Source organism: Mesorhizobium maamorense (assembly GCF_044998965.1).
GTDB lineage: Bacteria > Pseudomonadota > Alphaproteobacteria > Rhizobiales > Rhizobiaceae > Mesorhizobium.
This window is the reverse complement of record NZ_CP173356.1, coordinates 1,956,627-1,977,865: the sequence shown is the minus strand read 5'-3', so window position 1 is coordinate 1,977,865 and position 21,239 is coordinate 1,956,627. Positions and strand designations below refer to the sequence as shown.

Annotated in this window: 16 protein-coding genes and 3 pseudogenes; 10 read left to right on the top strand and 9 right to left on the bottom strand. The window is 63.3% G+C overall.

Annotated elements, in window-relative coordinates:
• Positions 1 to 2 precede the first annotated feature (2 nt).
• Both ACIU1A_RS10195 and ACIU1A_RS10190 read right to left on the bottom strand, forming a co-directional pair.
• The gene (locus tag ACIU1A_RS10195) at positions 3 to 2,459 is read right to left on the bottom strand and encodes a penicillin-binding protein 1A (RefSeq protein WP_404927236.1); all 2,457 of its coding nucleotides are present in this window, start codon (positions 2,457 to 2,459) and stop codon (positions 3 to 5) included.
• A 213-nt stretch (positions 2,460 to 2,672) separates the two neighbouring features.
• On the bottom strand, positions 2,673 to 3,923 hold the full coding sequence (locus ACIU1A_RS10190) for an N-acetylmuramoyl-L-alanine amidase (RefSeq protein WP_140493640.1): 1,251 nt from the start codon (positions 3,921 to 3,923) through the stop codon (positions 2,673 to 2,675).
• 649 nt (positions 3,924 to 4,572) lie between these two features.
• On the opposite strand from ACIU1A_RS10190, the pseudogene ACIU1A_RS10185 reads away from it, so the two are divergent.
• Positions 4,573 to 7,522, top strand: a pseudogene (locus ACIU1A_RS10185) (ribonuclease E/G).
• A gap of 92 nt (positions 7,523 to 7,614) precedes the next feature.
• Here the strand turns inward: ACIU1A_RS10185 and ACIU1A_RS10180 are convergent.
• Positions 7,615 to 8,544 (bottom strand): glutaminase, encoded by a 930-nt coding sequence (locus tag ACIU1A_RS10180; RefSeq protein WP_404927235.1) that lies wholly within the window; start codon positions 8,542 to 8,544, stop codon positions 7,615 to 7,617.
• A gap of 4 nt (positions 8,545 to 8,548) precedes the next feature.
• On the bottom strand, positions 8,549 to 9,697 hold the full coding sequence (locus ACIU1A_RS10175) for a pyridoxal phosphate-dependent aminotransferase (protein WP_140517636.1): 1,149 nt from the start codon (positions 9,695 to 9,697) through the stop codon (positions 8,549 to 8,551).
• 146 nt (positions 9,698 to 9,843) lie between these two features.
• On the opposite strand from ACIU1A_RS10175, the gene ACIU1A_RS10170 reads away from it, so the two are divergent.
• The 6 genes from ACIU1A_RS10170 to aat all read left to right on the top strand — a co-directional run bounded on the left by ACIU1A_RS10170 (position 9,844) and on the right by aat (position 15,168).
• Positions 9,844 to 11,235, top strand: coding sequence for a M48 family metalloprotease (locus tag ACIU1A_RS10170; RefSeq protein ID WP_140493655.1), 1,392 nt, complete (start codon positions 9,844 to 9,846; stop codon positions 11,233 to 11,235).
• Positions 11,236 to 11,297: 62 nt separating this feature from the next.
• Entirely contained in the window at positions 11,298 to 12,101 is an 804-nt protein-coding gene (locus tag ACIU1A_RS10165) for a DsbA family protein (protein ID WP_140493657.1), read from the top strand.
• A 145-nt stretch (positions 12,102 to 12,246) separates the two neighbouring features.
• Entirely contained in the window at positions 12,247 to 12,681 is a 435-nt protein-coding gene (gene aroQ / locus ACIU1A_RS10160; RefSeq protein WP_140493659.1) for a type II 3-dehydroquinate dehydratase, read from the top strand.
• A 26-nt stretch (positions 12,682 to 12,707) separates the two neighbouring features.
• On the top strand, positions 12,708 to 13,169 hold the full coding sequence (gene accB, locus ACIU1A_RS10155; RefSeq protein ID WP_140493661.1) for an acetyl-CoA carboxylase biotin carboxyl carrier protein: 462 nt from the start codon (positions 12,708 to 12,710) through the stop codon (positions 13,167 to 13,169).
• 10 nt (positions 13,170 to 13,179) lie between these two features.
• Entirely contained in the window at positions 13,180 to 14,523 is a 1,344-nt protein-coding gene (gene accC / locus ACIU1A_RS10150; RefSeq protein ID WP_140493663.1) for an acetyl-CoA carboxylase biotin carboxylase subunit, read from the top strand.
• A 27-nt stretch (positions 14,524 to 14,550) separates the two neighbouring features.
• The gene (gene aat / locus ACIU1A_RS10145; protein ID WP_404927234.1) at positions 14,551 to 15,168 is read left to right on the top strand and encodes a leucyl/phenylalanyl-tRNA--protein transferase; all 618 of its coding nucleotides are present in this window, start codon (positions 14,551 to 14,553) and stop codon (positions 15,166 to 15,168) included.
• Between the two features lie 12 nt (positions 15,169 to 15,180).
• On the opposite strand, the gene ACIU1A_RS10140 is transcribed toward aat, so the two are convergent.
• From ACIU1A_RS10140 to ACIU1A_RS10130, 3 genes are all read right to left on the bottom strand, one after another.
• Positions 15,181 to 15,564 carry a hypothetical protein gene (locus tag ACIU1A_RS10140; protein ID WP_140762323.1) on the bottom strand — a complete coding sequence of 128 codons (384 nt, stop codon included), beginning with the start codon at positions 15,562 to 15,564 and terminating at the stop codon, positions 15,181 to 15,183.
• Between the two features lie 74 nt (positions 15,565 to 15,638).
• Positions 15,639 to 16,196 (bottom strand): DUF2155 domain-containing protein, encoded by a 558-nt coding sequence (locus ACIU1A_RS10135; protein WP_404927233.1) that lies wholly within the window; start codon positions 16,194 to 16,196, stop codon positions 15,639 to 15,641.
• A 114-nt stretch (positions 16,197 to 16,310) separates the two neighbouring features.
• The gene (locus tag ACIU1A_RS10130) at positions 16,311 to 16,709 is read right to left on the bottom strand and encodes an NADH:ubiquinone oxidoreductase subunit NDUFA12 (RefSeq protein ID WP_140493670.1); all 399 of its coding nucleotides are present in this window, start codon (positions 16,707 to 16,709) and stop codon (positions 16,311 to 16,313) included.
• Between the two features lie 230 nt (positions 16,710 to 16,939).
• Between ACIU1A_RS10130 and panB the strand changes: the two genes are divergently transcribed.
• Positions 16,940 to 17,782, top strand: coding sequence for a 3-methyl-2-oxobutanoate hydroxymethyltransferase (gene panB / locus ACIU1A_RS10125; protein WP_404927232.1), 843 nt, complete (start codon positions 16,940 to 16,942; stop codon positions 17,780 to 17,782).
• Positions 17,779 to 18,629: pseudogene (gene panC, locus ACIU1A_RS10120) on the top strand (pantoate--beta-alanine ligase). The gene panB and the pseudogene panC overlap by 4 nt, the downstream one beginning before the upstream one ends.
• A gap of 56 nt (positions 18,630 to 18,685) precedes the next feature.
• Here panC and ACIU1A_RS10115 read toward each other — a convergent pair.
• Positions 18,686 to 19,180 carry a GNAT family N-acetyltransferase gene (locus ACIU1A_RS10115; RefSeq protein ID WP_140561020.1) on the bottom strand — a complete coding sequence of 165 codons (495 nt, stop codon included), beginning with the start codon at positions 19,178 to 19,180 and terminating at the stop codon, positions 18,686 to 18,688.
• A 3-nt stretch (positions 19,181 to 19,183) separates the two neighbouring features.
• Positions 19,184 to 20,683, bottom strand: a complete 1,500-nt coding sequence (gatB, locus tag ACIU1A_RS10110; protein ID WP_140493678.1) for an Asp-tRNA(Asn)/Glu-tRNA(Gln) amidotransferase subunit GatB — start codon at positions 20,681 to 20,683, stop codon at positions 19,184 to 19,186.
• Between the two features lie 279 nt (positions 20,684 to 20,962).
• Between gatB and ACIU1A_RS10105 the strand changes: the two are divergent.
• Positions 20,963 to 21,219 (top strand): annotated as a pseudogene (locus ACIU1A_RS10105) (YjhX family toxin).
• The last annotated feature ends 20 nt before the right edge of the window (positions 21,220 to 21,239 follow it).

The window sequence follows — 21,239 nt, the reverse complement described above, 5'->3', positions numbered from 1 at the left end:
CGTCAGTAGAGGCCGCCGCCGCCCGACTGGATGGCCTGGTTGGCCTGAGGCGACAGCGCGCCGCCGGAGGCATTGGACCCGTCAGCGCCCATGCCGATCACCCAATAGCTGTCGGCTGGCCCGGTGCCCGGCTTGAAGGCCTCGATGATGGTGCCGGGATCGCCCGAATTGGCCCGCATGCCGGTCTTGCGGTTGATGGCGACCAGATTCATGCCTTCGGGAACCTTGAAGTCGACATTGGGCGTGCCATCCAGCGCCACGCGCATGAAATCCTTGAAGATAGGAGCGGCGAGGCCGCCGCCGGTGGCGCCATGGCCAAGGCCGCGCGGCGTGTCGTAGCCCATATAGAGGCCGACGACGAGGTTCGGCGTGTAACCGATGAACCAGGCGTCCTTTTCGTCGTTGGTGGTGCCGGTCTTGCCGGCGATGTGGCGTCCGAGCTCGGCGATGGTGGCGCCGGTGCCGCGCTGGACGACGCCTTCCATCATCGAGGTGATCTGGTAGGCGGTCATCGGATCGAGAACCTGTTCGGAATTATCGACAAGCTCAGGTTCGGGCTGGTTCTGCCATTCGGCCGCGTTGCAGCCTTCGCAGCCGCGTTCGTCCTGCTTGAAGACGGTCTTGCCGTAGCGGTCCTGGATACGGTCGATCAATGTCGGCTTGATCGACTTGCCGCCATTGGCCATGATCGAATAGGCCGAAACCATGCGCATCACCGTCGTCTCGCCGGAGCCCAGCGCCATCGGCAAATACGGCGCCAGATGGTCATAGACGCCGAAGCGCTCGGCATATTCGACGACCAGCTTCATGCCCATGTCGTTGGCGAGGCGCACAGTCATCAGGTTGCGCGACTTTTCGATGCCGGAGCGCAGGGTTGCCGGACCAGCGACCGTGCCGTCGTAGTTCTTCGGCGTCCAGGTCGTGTTGCCGCTCTGGATGGTAATCGGCCCGTCCATGATCACCGACGCCGGCGTATAGCCATTGTCGAGCGCCGCGGAATAGACGATCGGCTTGAACGAAGAGCCGGGCTGGCGCATGGCCTGGGTGGCGCGGTTGAACTCCGACTGCGCGTAGGAGAAGCCGCCGACCATGGCCAGCACGCGGCCGGTGTGTGGATCCATGGCGATCAGGCCGCCTTCCACTTCGGGGACCTGGCGCAGGCTGTAGGCGTCGTCGGAGCCTTCGTTCTTCTGGACGAAGACGACGTCGCCCGGCTTCAGCACATCGGCCGGCGACTTGGCCCTGACCGTCTTGCCGCCGACCACATGGCGCATGGCAAAGCCCATGTCTTCCTTGCTGACGGTGCCTTCGACGCGCTCCTTGACGATGTCGCCCGACGCCTGGCGTGCCGGCTGCAAGCCAATCGACAGGCCGGATGCCGAACTGTCGAGCACGACTGCGAGCTTCCATTCGGGAACGTCTTCCAGTCCCTTCACATTGCCCAGCGGCACACCCCAGTCGCCGGACACGTCGATCGTCTTCAGCGGCCCGCGGTAGCCGCGCAGCGTGTCGTATTTGATCAAGCCGTTCTGCATCGCCTTGCGGGCGATGAGCTGGATCTTCGGGTCGAGCGTGGTGCGGACGGACAGGCCGCCTTCATAGAGCGCGTTCTCGCCGTAGCGGGCGATGATCTGGCGGCGCACCTCCTCGGTGAAGTATTCGCCGGCGAACAGATAGGTGCCGTTGCGGCGCGGTGTGACGCCGAGGGGCTCCGCCTTGGCCTTGTCGCCTTCCTCGCGCGTAACGTAGTCGTTCTCGACCATCTGGTCGATGACCCAGTTGCGGCGCTCAAGCGCGCGGTCGGCATGCTTGAAGGGGTGATAATTGTTCGGCCCCTTGGGCAGCGAGGCCAGATAGGCGGCCTCGGCCACGGTCAGCTCGTTCACCGACTTGTCGAAATAAGTGAGCGCGGCACCCGCCACGCCATAGGCGCCGAAACCGAAGAAGATTTCGTTGAGGTAGAGTTCGAGAATGCGGTCCTTGGAATAGGCCTGCTCGATGCGGAAGGCGAGGATCATTTCCTTGATCTTGCGCTCGTAGGTCTGGTCCGAGGTCAGCAGAAAATTCTTCGCCACCTGCTGGGTGATCGTCGAGGCGCCAACCTGACGCCTGCCCGAGCCGAAATTCTGCAGGTTGACGATGATAGCGCGGCCCAGGCCGGTCACGTCAATGCCGGGGTGGTTGTAGAAATTCTTGTCCTCGGCCGACAGGAAGGCCGCCTTGACGCGGTCGGGGATGGCCTGGATCGGCAAATACAGGCGCCGTTCGCGCGCGTACTCGGCCATCAGCGCGCCGTCCGAGGCATGGATTCGGGTGGTCACCGGCGGCTCGTACTTGGCCAGCACCTCATAGTCGGGCAGATCCTTGGACAAATGCCCGATATAGATGGCAACCCCCGCCGCGACCAGCAGGGCCAGCGTCGTGCCGATACCGAAGAAATAGCCAATGAGACGAATCATGCCCGCTCCAGTCCTTGGTTCGGGAATTTCCTAAACGAAGCCGCCTTCCGCGCAAGCATTCGAGCCGGTCCCAACCCGTAATCGAAAACCCATGTCGCTACCATGTGGGCAAAATACGGCAAGGCCGGATTTCGCGGCCGTGAGTCGGAAATAAAAGCGTCGGGTGTTGTCGCCGCGCAACGCTGCCTGTGGTTGCAGGCGTCGTCAGGCATTTCAGCCCCCGGTTCCCGTTCCGGCACGCGCGGAAGCGAACAGCGCGACGGCGTTGGTGATGCTTTGCGCCGCCTTGCCGCGCCAGTCGGCGTCGAGCAGTTGCGCCTCGTCCTTGGCATTCGAGAGATAGCCTAGTTCGACCAGCACGGAGGGGACGTCAGGCGCTTTCAGCACCTTGAACCCAGCGGAACGCTGCGGATTGTTGATGAGGCCGACGCTGGTCGACAACTGGCCGACCAGCGTGTGGGCGAAACTCATCGAAAAGGTGTGGGTCTCGCGGCGGATCAGGTCGATCAGGATATCGGTGACTTCCTTGTTGTCGTCCTTGATCACCATGCCGGCGAACTGGTCCGAGAGATTTTCACGGTCGGCAAGCGCCTGCGCTTCCGGATCCGAAGCCTTGTCGGAAACGGTATAGACGGTCGCGCCACGGATGCCCTTGAGGCTGATAGTGTCGGCATGAATGGAGATGAGCAGGTCGGCCTCATGCTGGCGAGCGATGCGCACGCGGTCGTCCAGCCGCAAATATTCGTCGGTGTCGCGCGTCATGAAGACATCGTATCTGCCGACGGCGGCGAGCTTGTCGCGCAGTTCCGTGGCGAAAGCCAGCGTGACGTTCTTTTCGACGGTGCCGTTCAGGCCCTCGGCACCGCCATCGACGCCGCCATGGCCCGGATCGATGACGACGGTGAAGCGATGGCCCGGATTGGAGACCGGCCCGGTGCCGACCCGCCCGCCCTTGTCGGTCGAAACCGTGGAACCGGTGGTCAGCGCCTGATTGGCAAGGGCAGTGTCGAACTCGCGTTCGGAGGCCGCCGACATGTCGATGGCGATGCGGTAGCCCGCGCCGTCCTCGTTCTTGAGAACATCGAGCTTGTCGACCGCGAACGGCCCCTTGCCGGTGAGAACCAGCCGCGACACGCCTGCCTCCAACTCACCCAGGCGCACGCCCTTGACCAGCCCGCGAGGCTTCAAATCCTTGGCATCGATGGCTAACTTCGTATTCGCCAGATCGATGACCAGACGATTGGGCCCGCGCAAAAGGAACCATTTGACGTCGGGCTCACGGTCGAAATCCATGACGATGCGCATCTTGGTGGCATCGCCCGCCATCTTGTAACCGGTTGCCGTGAGCGGGGCATCGGCGGCGTTGGCGACCAACGAGATGGTCATCGACAGCAGGAGGCAGAAGATCGCGAGCAAACGGCCGCCGGCACGACTGCCCTTGTCTGTGAAGCCTGCCAGTCCCATCTCTTTGCAGTCGCTCCCGGTTTGGCGCCAAGGCGCCCGGTCATGTAGTCGAAGTGCCGGTTAGGCCGCGAACTCGATTAACGATTGGTATCCAGAGAAGGTTAACCAAGCCTTTTCACGCGAGGCCCGGACCCGTGCTTACGTGGCGGAACCGCTTTTGCCGGCGTCGGAAATCGGGGTTGCCTTCCAACCCGCCAAATCATAAAAGCGATAGTGGATCACTGCAATCCTGGAACCGCCCTCCTCCGCAGCTTCCCGCTACAGGTGAGACGAAAGGCGGCTCCTTTCGCTCCATGAGAGAAGGGTTCAGGTGATCGCGACGAATTTCGCAGGTGTGCGCCCGTGGCGGGGGAATCGCCTGCGTGAGGAAAACGGCCGGGTTTGTCCCGCGCCGGCTCTGTATGAGCAAACAAGCTGGTCCGGTTTCCGGGCTTTGGTTCAAAAGGTTCTGCTGGTGACGATGGCTTCAAGCGCAATCATGGAAAGGTCCGCATCAAACCGCGCCAATATGGCTGCGGGCGGCACCGCCATGGCGCGCAGGCACCGTCCGGCGGACATTCAGACATCCGGCACCCACATTCATCCAGACACACAGCAGCGGCCTTTGCGCCGCAAGCTGCGGCTGACGGCTGCCGGGGGAAACGAAATAATGCCCAACAAAATGCTGATAGACGCCTCCCACCCGGAGGAAACACGCGTTGTCGTCGTACGCGGTAATCGTATCGAAGAATTCGACTTTGAATCACAGGACAAGAAGCAGCTCAAAGGAAACATCTATCTCGCCCGCGTAACGCGCGTCGAACCCTCCCTTCAGGCAGCCTTTGTCGAATATGGCGGCAACCGTCACGGTTTCCTCGCCTTCAGTGAAATACACCCCGACTACTACCAGATCCCCGTCGCCGACCGTCAGGCGCTGCTGCGCGCCGAAGCGCAGGAAGCCGAGGACGAGGACGATGAGGACGGCGAAGGCGACGACCGCCAGAGCCGTGATCGCGGCCGGCGCGGACGCCGGCGCGGCGGCAAGGGCCGCGACCGCGCAGAACACAAGCGCGATGCGGGCGGGACCGATGCCGACGAGGCAACCGAAACAGCCGGCGAGGCAGGCGACGCCGACAATGGCAATGACGCCGTCTCAGAGAACATTTCCCACGGTTCGGAAACCATCGAACATGCGGCCGATATCCCGGAACAGGCCGCGGATGCATCCAATCATGGCGAAGCCTCTCCCGAGCAGAGCGACGAATCGTCCGGACAGGACGAAGGCGAGACCCGCGAGGGCGGCCCGACGTCAATCGCCGCCTCCGTCGACGCCGATGTGATTTCCGAACCCGTCCCGCAGACGGAACAGGGCAGTGAATCCAGCGACGATGATCGCGGCATGCTGGAAGAGGTTCAGTCTTCGCATCCGGACGATCACGAGGTCGAATCGGTCGGTGCCGAGGATGCCCTGGAGGAAGCGCGCAACCGCCGCAAGCCGATGCGCCGCCAGTACAAGATCCAGGAAGTGATCAAGCGCCGCCAGATCCTGCTGGTGCAGGTCGTCAAGGAAGAACGCGGCAACAAGGGCGCGGCGCTCACCACCTATCTGTCGCTTGCCGGCCGCTATTCCGTGCTGATGCCGAACACGGCGCGCGGCGGCGGTATTTCGCGCAAGATCACCAGTGCTGTCGACCGCAAGCGCCTCAAGGAAGTGGTCGCCGATCTCGAAGTGCCGCAAGGCATGGGCGTCATCCTGCGCACCGCCGGCGAGAGCCGCACCAAGGCCGAGATCAAGCGCGATTATGAATATCTGATGCGGCTTTGGGAGAACGTGCGCAATCTCACGCTCCAGTCCACGGCCCCTGCCCTCGTCTACGAGGAAGGCAGCCTGATCAAGCGTTCGGTGCGCGACCTCTACAACAAGGACATCGATGAGATCCTCGTCTCCGGCGAAGAGGGCTACCGCGAGGCCAAGGACTTCATGCGCATGCTGATGCCGAGCCACGCGAAGGTGGTTCAGCCGTTCCGCGATACGACGCCGATCTTCGTGCGCAATGGCATCGAGGCGCAGCTTGACCGCATGCTGCAGCCGCAAGTGACGCTGAAGAGCGGCGGCTACATCATCATCAACCAGACCGAGGCGCTGGTCGCCATCGACGTCAATTCGGGCCGCTCGACCAAGGAGCACTCGATCGAGGACACCGCGCTCCACACCAATCTGGAAGCGGCGGAGGAAGTCGCCCGCCAGCTCAGGCTGCGCGACCTTGCCGGCCTGATCGTCATCGACTTCATCGACATGGAGGAGAACCGCAACAACCGTGCCGTCGAGAAGCGGTTGAAGGATCATCTCAAGAACGACCGCGCGCGCATCCAGGTCGGCCGCATCTCGCATTTCGGCCTGATGGAGATGTCGCGCCAGCGCATCCGCGCCAGCGTGCTGGAATCGACCATGAAGCCTTGCCCGCATTGCGGCGGCACCGGCCATGTGCGCTCCGATTCGTCTGTCGCGCTGATGGTGGTCAGGGCGATCGAGGAGTTCCTGCTCAAGGATCTCGCGCAGCCACATCACAGTTCGCACGCCCGCGGCGACCGCGCTCTATGTGCTCAACCACAAGCGCGGCACGCTGGTGGAACTGGAAAGCCGCTTCGGCCTGACCATTACGCTTGAGGCCGACGACACGGTCGGTTCGCAGCATTATGCGATCTTCCGCGGCGCGCTGGCCGAAAAGCCTGAAGGCTTCGTCGAGGCACGCACCCTGCCGGCCTATGTCGAACCGGAAGAGCTCGAGGATGAGACCATCGTCGAGGAGGAAGACGAAGCACCGGCCCAGGCCGAACAGCCGCGTCAGCCGCAGCAAGGTCAGCACCAGCAGAGGCCCGGCGAAGAGGGCGAAGGCCGCGACCGCAAGCGCCGCAAGCGTCGCAGACGCCGCGGCGGCAAGGATCGCGATCGCGAGCATGGCCACACCGACGGTGCTTCCGTGTCGGCGCAGGCCGACGAGTTGTCCACATCGGAAAACCTGTTGAGCCGTGACGAGGCGGAAGCCGGCGACGAGGCTCCGGTCCCCGCGGCCGGAACTGCCGAAACGGCGGAAGCATCCGACGAGGGCCAGGGCAAGAAGCGTCGCCGCGGCAAGCGCGGCGGCAAGCGCAACCGGCGCGAGGACGGCGAAGGCGAGGCCGAGGCAAGCGCCGATGAAGCGACCGAACCTTCCGGGGTCGATGCTTCCGAAAGCGAGCCTGCGATCGAGCCGGTAACCGTCGTGGCTGCGGAAGAGCCGGTGGCTCCAGTGAGCGACGAGGCGACGACCGCCGAGAAGCCCAAGAAGCCGCGGCGCGCAGCCAAGCCGAAGAAGGCAGCCGCCGAGGCTGTCGCCGAGGAGCCGATCGCTGAACTGGCCGTTCCGGCACCCGCCGAGACGCCAGCCACGGCATCGGACGAGGCAGCGGCAGCGACCGCCGAGGAAACACCGAAGGCCCGTCCGTCACGACGCAAGCCGGCGGCCATCGATGCGCCGGTCGTGCCGGTGGTTTCCTCGACTGTCGCCGAAGAGCCGGAAACCAAGACCGAAGAGAAGCCGAAGCGCGCCGGCTGGTGGCAGCGGAAAGGCTTCTTCTGAGATTTCAGCCCGTTGAACTGACTTCCTGAACAAAAAATCCCGCGCCGGTCGAAAGACGGTGCGGGATTTTTCATATCTGGTTTGCCGGAACGTTACGGCGCGAAGATCGACCAGTTCATCATCCTGGCGAGCTTTTCCAGGGCGATCGAGCCCAGCCTGGAATTGCCGTTGGCGTTGAGGCCGGGCGACCAGACGGCGAGCGAGGCGACGCCGGGCACGATGCCCAATATGCCGCCGCCGACGCCGCTCTTGCCCGGAATGCCGACGCGGAAGGCAAAATCACCGGAGCCGTCATAATGGCCGCAGGTCAGCATCATGGCGCCGATGCGGCGTGCCCGCTCGACTGACACCACGGAATGTCCGGTCGCCGGATTTTTGCCGCCATTGGCGAGGAACCGGCCGGCCATCGCCAGCTGCCGGCAGCTCATGGCGATGGCGCAATGATGGAAATAGACGCCGAGCGCCAGCTCCGGCGCATGATGAAGATTCCCGAAGGATTTCATGTAGTTGGCGAGCGCGAAGTTGCGATAGCCGGTGGCGCGCTCCGACGCCGCAACCTCGCGGTCGATGATGATGGTCTCGTCGTCGGCGAGGAACTGGATGAAGCGCAGGATCTCGCCGATCGCCTCGCGCGGCTGATGACCGGCAAGCAGGATGTCGGAAATGACGATAGCGCCCGCATTGATGAAGGGATTGCGCGGAATGCCGTTCTCATGCTCGAGCTGCACGATCGAGTTGAACGGATTGCCCGAGGGTTCGCGCCCGACCCTTTTCCACAGCGCATCGCCGACATTGCCCAGCGCCAGCGTCAAGGTGAATACCTTCGAGATGCTCTGGATCGAAAAGGGCTGGTCGGCGTCGCCCGCCATCAGCACACGGCCGTCATTGGTGACCGCTGCGATGCCGAATTTCTTGGGATCAACCTTGCCGAGTTGCGGGATATAGGTGGCAACCTCGCCGCGATCGGTGCGTTCGGCCATTTCGGCCGCGACTTCGGCCAGGGCCTGCTCGAGTTCCGGCATGTATCTACCTCAGCCAGCGTTCGATGCGCGCCAATGCCTCGACCATGTCGTCATGGCTGCCGGCATAGGAAAAACGCATGGTGCGGTGCCCGGCCTGGGTGTCGAAATCACGGCCGGGCGTGGCCGCGACATGCGCCTCGGCCAGCATCTTGCGGGCGAAAGCCATGCTGTCATTGCTGTGCCGGGTGACGTCGCAAAAGGCATAGAAGGCGCCATCCATCGGTGCGGCCAGCGGAAAGCCGAGCTCCGGCAGACGCGTCATCAGGAGCTCGCGGTTCCAGGCATAGCGACCCTTGACCGCTTCCAGCTCCTCGGTAGCGGCAAAGGCCTCGATTGCAGCGACCTGCGACAGTTCCGGCGGCGAGATGTAGAGGCTCTGCGCAATGCGCTCGATGGGCCGCACCAGCGCTTCCGGCAGCACCATCCAGCCGATGCGCCAGCCGGTCATGCAATAGTATTTCGAGAAGGAGTTGATCGCCGTGACACCGGTGCCAAAGGCGAGTGCCGTGGTGTCGGGCGCCGCATAGGCCAGCCGGTGGTAGATCTCGTCGGAGATGACGGCAATGCCGAGCGCCTCCGCCGTCCGGACCAGGTCCGCGAGATCATCGGCCGGAATGACCGCGCCGGTCGGGTTGGCGGGACTTGCGAACAGCACGCCCTTCAGCGGTTTTTCGCGATGCGCGGTCTCCAGGTGAGCGGCATGAAGATAGGCCGCGTCGCCGAGCTCTATCTCGATCACTTCGATGCCCAGCGCCGCCATGATGTTGCGATAGGCGGGGTAGCCGGGCGCTGCGATGGCGACGCGGTCACCGGGATCGAACATTGCCAGGAAGGCGAGATTGAAGGCGGCCGAGGATCCCGTGGTGACCGCGATCCGGTCGGGCGCGACATCAAGCCCGTAGTGATCCCCATAGTGTTCCGCGATCGCCTTGCGCAATCCAGCCAGGCCCAGCGCATCGGTATAGCCAATACGCCCGTCCTGCAAAGCCCTGGCCGCCGCGGCACGAACGCGGGCCGGAGCCGGATCGGACGGCTGGCCGACGGCCATGGAAATGACCGGCGCGCCCGTCGCTCTCAGCCGGTTCGCCTCGGCCAGCACATCCATGGCGTGGAAGGGTTCGACATTGCCACGGCGTGAGAGCGAAACGACCATTTTGACCTCGATCCGACGATTGAGCGCACCACGTCCTGGCGCATGCGCCGCACAAATGCCCGATTGGTGTGAGGATCACAAGTTGAGGAAGTTTTTCCGGTGCCGACTTTTCATCTTTCGCCCGCTCGTCTACCAGTGGACACGTCATGTTGAGCCGACCCAAATCGATGGTTGCCCGGGTAGCGCGCGTCGTTGCGACGCTTTCGCTTGGCGTCGCTGTCGCGGTGTCTGGTTCCATCAGCGCCTTGGCCCAGAACGTGCCGGTGGTGCGCGATGCCGAGATCGAGGCGCTGGTGCGCGACTACGCCCGCCCGATCTTCAAGGCCGCCGGTCTGGCGAATGACGGCATCGACATCGTCCTGGTCAACGACCAGAGCTTCAATGCCTTCGTCACCGGACGCAGGCTGTTCATCAACACGGGCGCCTTGATGGAAGCCGAAACGCCCAACGAGATCATCGGCGTCATCGCCCACGAGGCCGGCCATATCGCCGGCGGCCACCAGCAGAAACTGCGTGACCAGCTCGAGCGCGCCAAGACGATGGCCATCATCGCAACCTTGCTGGGCGCCGGCGCCATGGTCGCCGGGGCGACCACCAACAGCCGCGGACTTGCCGGCGCCGGCGTGGGCGTGGCGGCTGGCGGCGGCGAGATGGCGCAGCGCAGCATTCTCGCCTATCAGCGCACCGAGGAAATGACGGCCGACCGCTCGGCGATCACCTATCTCAACGCCACCGGCCAGTCCGGCATGGGCATGCTGAAGACGTTTCAGCGTTTCCAGACGGCCTTGTCGCTGTCGGGCGCGCAGGTCGATCCCTACCGGATCAGCCATCCAATGCCGCGCGATCGAATCTCCAACCTCGAAGTGCTGGTCAAGCAGAGCCCCTATCTCGACAAGGTCGATGCGCCGGCACTGCAATTGCGCCACGACATGATGCGGGTGAAGATCGCTGTCTACATGGAAGGCCAGGCCGCCGCGTCGCGGCTGATGCGAAAGATGCAGGGCAGCCTTGCCGCGCAGTATGGCGAGGCCCAATCGGCCTATCTTTTCGGCAACATCGCCACCGCACTCGCCAAGACCAACGCCTTGATCAAAGCCCAGCCCGGCAACGCCTATTTCCAGGAATTGCGCGGCGATATATTGATGAAGGCGAACAAGCCCAAGGAAGCTGCCGATGCCTACGCCAAGGCAGTCAGCCTCGACAAGGCGCGATCTGGATTGCTGCCGGTTTCGCTCGGCCAGGCGTTGATGGCGACGGGCACCCCAGACGCTCTGAAAAAGGCCGTGGTGCAGATCAACAACGGCTTGCGACGCGACAAGGAAAATTCCGTGGGATACCGCTATCTGGCGCAGGCCTATGGCGAATTGGGAGACATACCGGGCGCCGAGCTCGCCACGGCCGAGGGTCATTTCTATTCCGGTAACTACAAGGATGCGAAGATCTTCGCCATGCGAGCGCAGCAGCAACTCAAACGCGGCGAGCCGCGATGGATACGCGCCCAGGACATCATAAACTACAAGCCGTCGGGCAAGGTATAGTGAACCTTCCGGCCGTGCGCTGCGACGCAGCCAGACCGGAAAACAGGCAAAGGAACGGAACGATGAAAAAGGCACTGCTGCTGGGCACCACGGGAGTTGCGATAGCCCTTGCCATGCTGGCGTTCGGTTTCGTGGCCGGCAGCCCGCAAATCGCGGAAGCCGGTGCGGCGCAACCGCTTCAGACGGCAGCGGCCGATACCAAGATCGACCGCACCGAGGTCGAAGGCATCATCCGCGATTATCTCCTGAAGAATCCGGAAGTGCTGCTGGAAGTCCAGGATGCGCTCGAGGCCAAGCAGAAAGAAGAGCAGCGCATTGCCCATCTCGGCGTCATCAAGGGCGCCAAGGAGCAGATCTTCAACTCCTCCTTCGACGGCGTGGTCGGAAACCCGAAAGGCAAGGTCACGATCGTCGAGTTCTACGACTACAATTGCGGCTTCTGCAAACGCGCCATCGAAGACATGCAGGCGCTGACCAAGGCCGATCCGGACCTGCGTTTCGTGCTCAAGGAGTTCCCGATCCTCGGCCCGGATTCGCAGAAGGCCAGCGTCGTCTCGATGGCCTTCCACCTGATGATGCCGCAGAAGTACGGCGAGTTCCACAATGCGCTGCTCGGCGGCCAGGGACGCGCCACCGAGGCGGCGGCGATCAAGGTCGCGCTTTCGCTCGGCGCCGACGAAGCGACGCTGCGTGAAAAGATGAAGGACCCGTCCATCACCGAAGCCTTCTCCAAGACCTACGATCTCGCCAACAAGCTGGCGATCACCGGAACGCCGTCCTATGTCGTCGGCAACGAGGTCGTGTTCGGGGCGCTCGGACAGGAAGTCCTGGCGGAGAAGATCGAGGCGGCGAAAGCCGCGCTTTGATCGGCCGCGGGTTTTCTTCACGGGCGCATTTCCGCCTGTTGTGGACAGTGAAAGAACGCACTTGCGCTCTTTCCGCGGGCGTCTATGCCCATTATAGAGGGCCCAGCGCCGGTTTGACGCCGGTGCCGGAAAAGGTCGGCATTTTTTGAAAACGGTTTTCGTCCTGAACGGTCCCAATCTCAACGCGCTCGGCAAGCGCGAGCCTGGCATCTATGGCGGCAAGACGCTTGCCACCATCGCGGACGACTGCAGAGAGGCGGGCGCGGCGCTCGGGCTCGAAATCGATTTCCGCCAGTCGAACCACGAGGGCGACCTCGTCGACTGGATCCAGGAAGCCGGCGACAAGGCCGCCGGCATCGTCATCAATCCCGGCGCCTATAGCCACACCTCGATCGCGATTCACGACGCCATTCGTTCCGTGGCGCCGCTGCCGGTCGCCGAGGTCCATCTTTCCAATATCCATGCGCGGGAATCATTCCGCCACGTCTCCATGGTCGCGCCGGTCGCTGTCGGCATGATCTGTGGCTTTGGGCCGCTCGGCTACACGCTGGCGCTTCAGGCGCTGGCCGCACGCCTATGACCGGCCAACAAACAGAAGGCTCGAAAATGTCGATAAAGAAGACCGGTGTTGACCAGCAGCTGATCCGCGACCTGGCGGGCATACTGAACGACACCAATCTCACCGAGATCGAAGTCGAGCTGGGTGACCTGAAGGTGCGCGTATCGCGGCAGGCACCGGCCGTTCACGCGATAGCCGCGCCGCAGCCGGCCTTTGCGCCGGCGCCGGCGGCCCAACCTGCCACCGCAGCCGTTCCGGCCGCGGCCGACGTGTCGAAAAACGCCGTGGCCTCCCCCATGGTCGGCACCGCCTACCTGGCGCCCTCGCCGGATGCCAAGCCGTTCATCGAGATCGGCCAGAACGTCAAGGAAGGGCAGACGCTGCTGATCATCGAAGCGATGAAGACGATGAACCAGATCCCCTCGCCGCGCGCCGGCACGGTGACGGCGATCCTGTTCGAGGACGCACAGCCGGTCGAATACGGCATGCCGCTCGTCGTGATCGAGTAGAGCGGCCCTAATGTTCCAGAAGATTCTCATCGCCAATCGCGGCGAAATCGCGCTTCGGGTGCTGCGTGCCTGCAAGGAGCTTGGCATCCAGACGGTGGTGGTGCACTCGACCGCCGACGCCGACGCCATGCATGTTCGGCTCGCCGACGAGAGCGTATGCATCGGGCCACCGCCATCGCGCGACAGCTACCTCAATATCCACCAGATCGTCGCCGCCTGCGAGATCACCGGCGCCGACGCCGTGCATCCCGGCTACGGTTTCCTGTCGGAGAACGCCAAGTTTTCCGACATATTGGCCGCGCATAACATTACCTTTATCGGTCCGACCGGTGACCATATCCGCATCATGGGCGACAAGATCGAAGCCAAGCGCACCGCCAAGCGCCTCGGCATTCCGGTGGTTCCCGGCTCCGATGGTGCGGTGACCGAGGAAAAGGAGGCCAAACGCATCGCTGCAGAGATCGGCTATCCCGTGATCATCAAGGCGTCGGCCGGCGGCGGCGGACGCGGCATGAAAGTGGCGCATACCGAGGCCGACCTCGAAGTCGCCTTGCAGACGGCCCGCTCGGAAGCGGGCGCGGCCTTCGGCGATGACGCCGTCTATATTGAAAAGTACCTGCAAAAGCCGCGTCATATCGAGGTTCAGGTGTTCGGCGACGGCTTTGGCCGGGGCGTGCATTTCGGCGAGCGCGACTGCTCCTTGCAGCGCCGCCACCAGAAAGTCTGGGAAGAGGCCAACTCACCCGCCCTCAACGCCGAGGAACGCTCGCGCATCGGCGATATCTGCGCCAACGCCATCGCCGACCTCGGCTATTCCGGCGCCGGCACGATCGAGTTCCTCTACGAGAATGGCGAGTTCTATTTCATCGAGATGAACACGCGCCTGCAAGTCGAGCATCCGGTGACGGAGGCTATCACTGGCATCGATCTGGTGCATGAGCAGATCCGTGTCGCCTCGGGCGGCGGTCTTTCGGTCAAGCAGGAAGACATCCGCTTCCAGGGCCATGCCATCGAGTGCCGCATCAATGCAGAGGATCCGCGCACCTTCACGCCCTCGCCCGGCACGATCACCCATTTCCACACGCCAGGCGGCCTTGGCATCCGTGTCGATTCCGGCGTCTATTCAGGGTACAAGATCCCGCCTTACTACGACAGCCTGATCGGCAAGCTGATCGTGCACGGGCGCAACCGCGTCGAATGCATGATGCGGCTACGCCGGGCGCTGGACGAATTCGTCGTCGACGGAATCAAGACGACGTTGCCGCTGTTTCGCGACCTCGTCGGCAACGCCGACATCGCCAATGGCGACTATGACATCCACTGGCTGGAAAAATATCTGGCCAAAGGCGAATAGCCCCGGACTTGCCGCTATAATGAAGCGATGACTCGCCCCTACGCGCCAGGCTATCGTATCCCGACCGACCTTCTGCTCAAGGCCTACGCCTCGGGCGTCTTCCCGATGGCCGAAAGCGCCGCCGATCCGGAAGTGTTCTGGGTGCGGCCGGAGACGCGCGGCATCATTCCGCTCGACCGCTTCCACACGCCGAAAAGTCTGAAGAAGGCGCTTCGGCGAAACCTCTTCGACATCCGTTTCGACTTCGATTTCGAGGCGACGATCGATGGCTGCGCCGAAAGGCGCGAGGAGCGCCGTTCCACCTGGATCAACGCGCCGATCCGCGAGGCCTATGTGCAGTTGCATCGCATCGGCCATTGCCATTCTGTCGAGGCCTGGCGCGAGGGGCGGCTGGTCGGCGGCCTCTACGGTGTCTCCCTGGGGAGGGTGTTCTTCGGCGAAAGCATGTTTTCCCGGGAAACGGATGCTTCGAAGATCTGCCTTGTGCATCTCGTCGAACGCCTGCAGGCGCGCGGTTTCGCGCTGCTCGACACGCAGTTCACCACCGAACACCTCAAGCGCTTCGGCGCAATCGACGTGCCGCGCGGCAAATACGAGAAGATGCTGGCCGACGCGCTGAAGGGTGAAGCGGTGTTTTTCCCCTGATGATCCAGCCCGTCAGCGGACCTTCGTTTCCAGCGGAGCCTGCGAATGGAACATCATCTTCCAGCCGTTGACGCGATGGACATAGCCGGTGCTGACCAGCGCCGCGTAGGCTTCGCCATTGCCCCTCACGGCATGCGCTTCATAGGCCAGGATGACGATGTCGCTGCCTGGTTCGACCACGCCCTTGAGATCGATCTCGAGATCACGCCATCGCTTGGGATCGGCGGCGGTTTCGGCGAGATCGGCATTGCTCATGGTCTGGGCCATCCGCGGAAATGCCACAAGGCACTCGGTGTCGGCATTGGCCGCGAAAAATGCCGAATCGCCTGTCCAGAAGCCCTTTTCGAGCTCAAGCAGTTCCTTGATGCTGGCGGTGATCCGCTTTCTGGCAGACATTGGAAAATCCTCCCGGCGCGCATCGTATGGCCGTCAGGGCCCCAACGCGTTGCCATCAGGGCGGTTCCGAAGGATCAGTTGGTGCTGGTCGTAGGCGGTTCCGTTGCTTCCGGCTCGGTCGCAGCCGGAGCGGTCGTGGCATTCGGCTGGGCGGTATCGGACTTGGCCGCGTCGGTCTTGGCCGCATCGGGCGCTGGCACATCCGACTTCTGCTTGCAGGCCTTCAGCCAGACGTCATAGACGGCATGCTCCACGGCATTGAGACCAGGGCTTTCGGCAAACATCCAACCGGTGAAGATGCGGCGGATCTTGCGGTCGAGCGTGATCTCGTCGACTTCGACAAAAGAATCGGTCTTCGGCTCCTCGTTCTGCGGCCGGGAGTAGCAGACGCGCGGCGTCACCTGCAAAGCACCGAACTGCACCGTCTCGTCGATATAGACGTCGAAGGTGATGATGCGGCCGGTGATCTTGTCGATGCCGGCGAATTCGGCGACCGGGTTGGTGATTCGATCCGACCCCGGCGCTGGCGCGGGTGCGGCCGGCGTTGGCGAAGCGGCAAGTGCCGCGGTGCCAACGGTGAGCCCGGCGGCTACCATCAGTGCGCCCATCGATGTCAGGCTGGAAATGCTCATGCAGGGATACCGGTGGTTAGCGCCCGGGTGATTCTCTATCACAAAGGCTAGTCGCCGTTTTCTGATCAGCAAGCAGCTAAACACCAATTGTGGCGATAAAGGATCGACGCCCGCTTATGATCCGGGCGTCCAGGCGTCGTAGTCGCCGGTGACCTGCGGGCGGTGCTGGTTGGTCAGCACCGAGCCCTTCGGACGATAGGCTGAGGGCGAGCCGGTCAGGTTCGGTTGATGCGGTTTCTGCCAGTCGCGCGGCTTGTAATCGTCGCTCGGCGGCGCGACGTCGACGCGGTGATGAATCCAGCCGTGCCAGCCGGGCGGGATAGAAGAAGCCTCGGAATAATCGCGATAGATGACCCAGCGGCGCGTGCGTCCTTCGGAATCGACACCGCCTTCGTAGTAGACGTTGCCCACCTCGTCCTGCCCGACCTTCCTGCCGTGCCGCCAAGTGTGCAGGCGCGTGCCAAGCGTCTGGCCGTTCCACCAGGTGAAAAACTGCGTAAGGAAAGTCTTCATCTTCAAACCCTCGCGCCGATGGCGTCCGTTTCCTGCTTATGGCGTCAGCCCTTCGTGAAGGCAAGGGGCTTGCCGCCAAGAGGGCGCAAATGGCGCGCCGGTAAGGCGACACAAGCCTGTGATGCATTGCCGGCGCCGTATGGTGCTTGCCAAGCACCCTCAGCCTTTCTAAAGCTCTGCGCGCGCCCCGTGCGGGTATCCGGCCGACCGTTGGCCGAGGGAGGTGACGATTGGCCAGGAAATCGCCGACCGCCGACATTCGCATCGGCGCCGATGCCATTCGCCGCCGAAAGCGTGACGTGCCGATCGTCTGTCTCACCGCCTATACCTACCCCATCGCCCGCCTGCTCGACGAGCATGTCGATCTGCTCCTCGTCGGCGACAGCGTCGCAATGGTCCTGCATGGCCACAAAACGACGCTGGGCGCCTCGCTGGAGATGATGATCGCGCATGGGCAAGCGGTGATGCGCGGCTCGGCCAGGGCTTGCGTCGTCGTCGACATGCCAGCCGGCAGCTATGAGGATTCGGCTGCCCAAGCCGTTGCCTCGGCGCGGCGTATCGTTGGCGAAACCGGCTGCCAGGCTGTGAAACTCGAGGGCGGCGTCGGTATGGCCCGGCAGATCGCCGCGGTCGTCGATGCCGGCATCGCGGTCATGGGCCATATCGGCCTGCTGCCGCAATCCGTCGAGAAGGATGGCGGCTACAGGATCAAGGGCCGGACCGACGAGAATGCGGCAGCGCTGTTTGCCGATGCGCGCGCCGTCGAAGAAGCCGGCGCCTTTTCGATGGTCATCGAGGGCACGGTCGAAGCGGTCGCGGCCGAAATCACCCGCCGCATCGCCATTCCGACTATCGGCATCGGCGCGAGTGGCGTTTGCGACGGCCAGATCCTGGTCATAGACGACATGGTCGGGCTCACCGTCGACCGCGTGCCGAAATTCGTCAAGGAGTACGCCGATTTGCGCAGCGTGGTCTCGCAGGCGGCCGCACGTTACGCCAGGGAGGTACGAGACCGGACATTCCCCGGTTCCGAAAATGTGTTTTCGGCCACCTTGGGCAAGGACAACCGATGAGCCGGCCCCTCGTCGTCGACACGGTCGCCGGCCTTCGCGCGCGGATCCGCGACTGGCGGCGCGACGGCCTTCGCGTCGCCATGGTGCCGACAATGGGCGCCTTGCACGAAGGGCACCTATCGCTGGTCAGGATCGCGCTTGAAAGAGCCGAGCGCTGCATCGTCTCGATCTTTGTCAACCCGACGCAGTTCGCGCCGAGCGAGGATCTCGACAAATATCCACGTCAGCTCGCCCGCGATCTCGACCAGCTGGCTTTGGCCGGAGCCGATCTTGCCTACACGCCTGGGGTTGGTGAGATGTATCCTGCCGGCTTTGCCACCAAAATCTCGGTCGGCGGTCCCTCCGCCGGGCTCGAATCGGATTTTCGACCGACTTTTTCGAAGGCGTCGCCACCGTCGTGGCGAAGCTGCTCCTGCAGGCGTCGCCCGACGTCGCGGTCTTTGGCGAAAAGGATTATCAGCAATTGTGCGTCGTCAGGCAGCTCTGCCGCGACCTCGACCTGCCCGTCGAAATCATCGGCGCGCCGACGATCCGCGACGCGCATGGCCTCGCCATGTCATCGCGTAACGCCTATCTCGGTGAGGCCGAACTCCAGATCGCCCGCCGGCTCAACGTGATCCTGCGCAAGGCAGCCGCGGCGCTGGCGGCCGGCGCCGACCAGAACGGCGCGACAGGCGAAGCCAGCCGCGCCCTACTCGCGGCCGGCTTCCACAAGATCGATTATGTCGAAGCTCGCGAGAGCCGGACGCTGACGCCGTGGCGCCGCGGGCACGAGGGCCGCCTGCTCGCCGCCGCCTGGCTGGGCAAGACCAGGCTGATCGACAATGTGGACGTCTCCACCAGTTAGGCTGCGGCTCGATCGCTGAATTCGACCGCCGGATTGCGCACCCGAAAGGTCCGCCGCTATGCGGCAAGCGGCCTTTCATAGACGAGCGCCGGGATAGCGGATTGGGCCGAACCGCAATTGTCGGTGCGGCCGGTCTGGACGAAGCCGTTCGCCTGGTAGAAGGCAATTGCGCGCGTGTTCTTCTCTTCCACTTCCAGCCGGATGGCGCGGGCCTCAGGGAAGCTTTCGATGATCTCGTCGAGAAGCATGCCGCCGATGCCCCGGCCCTGCAGGCCGGGCTGCACGTAAAGCTGCTTCAGCATGACCACGCCGCCGCCATCGAGCGCTTCGGCAAATGCCATGCCGCCAATGCGCTGGCCATCGTCGGCGACGAGGAACTCGCTGTTTGGCTTCGCCAGCCGCGCCTTGAGCGAGGCGATCGAATGCCACGCATCGGTGATCTCTGTCACCCGTTCGGCGCCATAGATGGCGTCGTAAGTCGCATGCCAAGTCTCGACCAGCAGCGCCCGGATGGCGGCGAGGTCGCGATCCCCGGCGGTGCGCACGAACATAGCCTACTCGATGCCCAGCTTGGCCTTGACCAGGTCATTGACGGCCTGTGGGTTGGCCTTGCCGCCGGTCGCCTTCATCACCTGGCCGACGAACCAGCCGGCCATGGTCGGCTTGGCGCGCGCCTGCTCGACCTTGTCCGGGTTGGCCGCGATCACCTCGTCCACCGCTTTTTCGATAGCGCCGGTGTCGGTAACCTGTTTCATGCCGCGGCTCTCGACCAGTTGGCGCGGGTCGCCGCCCTCGTTCCAGACGATCTCGAACAGGTCCTTGGCAATCTTGCCGGAGATGGTGCCATCCTTGATCAGGTCGATGATAGCGCCGAGCTGGTCTGGCGAAACCGGAGCGTTTTCAATGTCCTTGCCAGCTTTGTTCAATTGTCCGAGTAGGTCGTTGATGACCCAATTGGCGGCGAGCTTGCCGTCGCGGCCGGCGGCCACCTTCTCGAAATAGTCGGCGATCGGCTTTTCCGACACCAGGATCGAGGCATCGTAAGTCGAGAGGCCGAGCGAGGAGATCAATCGCGCCTTCTTGTCGTCGGGCAGTTCCGGCAACTCCTTGGCCAGCGCTTCGACATAGGCCTGGTCGAATTCCAGCGGCAACAGATCGGGATCGGGAAAATAGCGGTAGTCGTGCGCCTCTTCCTTGGTGCGCATCGAACGGGTTTCGCCCTTGACGGCGTCGAACAGCCGCGTTTCCTGGTCGATCGTGCCGCCATCCTCGATGATGGCGATCTGCCGGCGCGCCTCGAAATCGATCGCCTGGCCGATGAAGCGGATCGAATTGACGTTCTTGATCTCGCAGCGCGTGCCGAATTCGCCGCCCGGCCGGCGCACCGAAACATTGACGTCGGCGCGCATGGAGCCTTCGTCCATGTTGCCGTCGCAGGTGCCGAGATAGCGGACGATGGTGCGCAGCTTGGTAACATAGGCCTTGGCTTCGTCGGCCGAACGCATGTCCGGTTTCGACACGATTTCCATCAGCGCCACGCCGGAGCGGTTGAGATCGACATAGGACATGGTCGGATGCTGGTCGTGCATCGATTTGCCGGCATCCTGCTCCAGATGCAGGCGCTCGATGCCGACCTCGATGTCCTCGAACTCGCCCTGGCGGTCGGGCCCTACGGAGACGATCACCGTGCCCTCGCCGACGATCGGCTGCTTGAACTGCGAGATCTGGTAGCCCTGCGGCAGGTCCGGATAGAAGTAGTTCTTCCGGTCGAAGACGGACTTGTGGTTGATCTGCGCCTTCAGCCCGAGGCCGGTCCGGATCGCCTGCTTGACGCATTCCTCGTTGATGACGGGCAGCATGCCGGGCATTGCGGCATCGACCAGGCTGACATTGGCGTTGGGGGCGGCACCGAACGACGTCGAAGCGCCGGAAAACAGTTTTGCTTCCGATGTCACCTGCGCATGGACCTCGAGCCCGATGATGATTTCCCAGTCGCCGGTGGCGCCGGGGATCAGGCGTTTCGCGTCGGGCGTGCGGGTATCGATGATGCTCATGGTGGCCTGCGTAGTAGAACGATGGAAACGTGCGTTTTGCACATCCTGATTTGCAACTTCGCTAGTGCAAACCGCCTCCCGAGACAAGCGTAAAGCCGCCCGCTGGCCTTTTCCGCCGCTTTCGCCTATAGGCCATCCATCCCAATGGAGAGTGGATGTCCACTTACGCTCAGTCCCGGTAAGGCCCTGACCTCATAGCGAGGCAGGGTAGAAAACCTGAAACCCCGCGCCGCGAAGCTTCGCGGCGGCGGCTTTTGTTGTTTTCCCGGAAACTCTCCCATGGATATTTCGCGTATTGAACAACGCGTCCTGCACCTGCTCGCGCAGGGCGGACGCATCGAGATCGAAAAAAGTGAGAAGAAGCGGATCGCGTCCGTCAAATGCCTGACCCGCGACGGCTGGCACTACCCCGGCGTCGATCTCGACCTGTTCGGAAGCTGAAGCGCAAGAAAGCGGTTTCGTCGTCGGACGGCGGCCCCTACCGCATCACGCGGCGCGGGCTCCAACTCGTCCGCTCCGAACTCGACAACAGGTAGCCTATCGCCCGCCGGCCGTT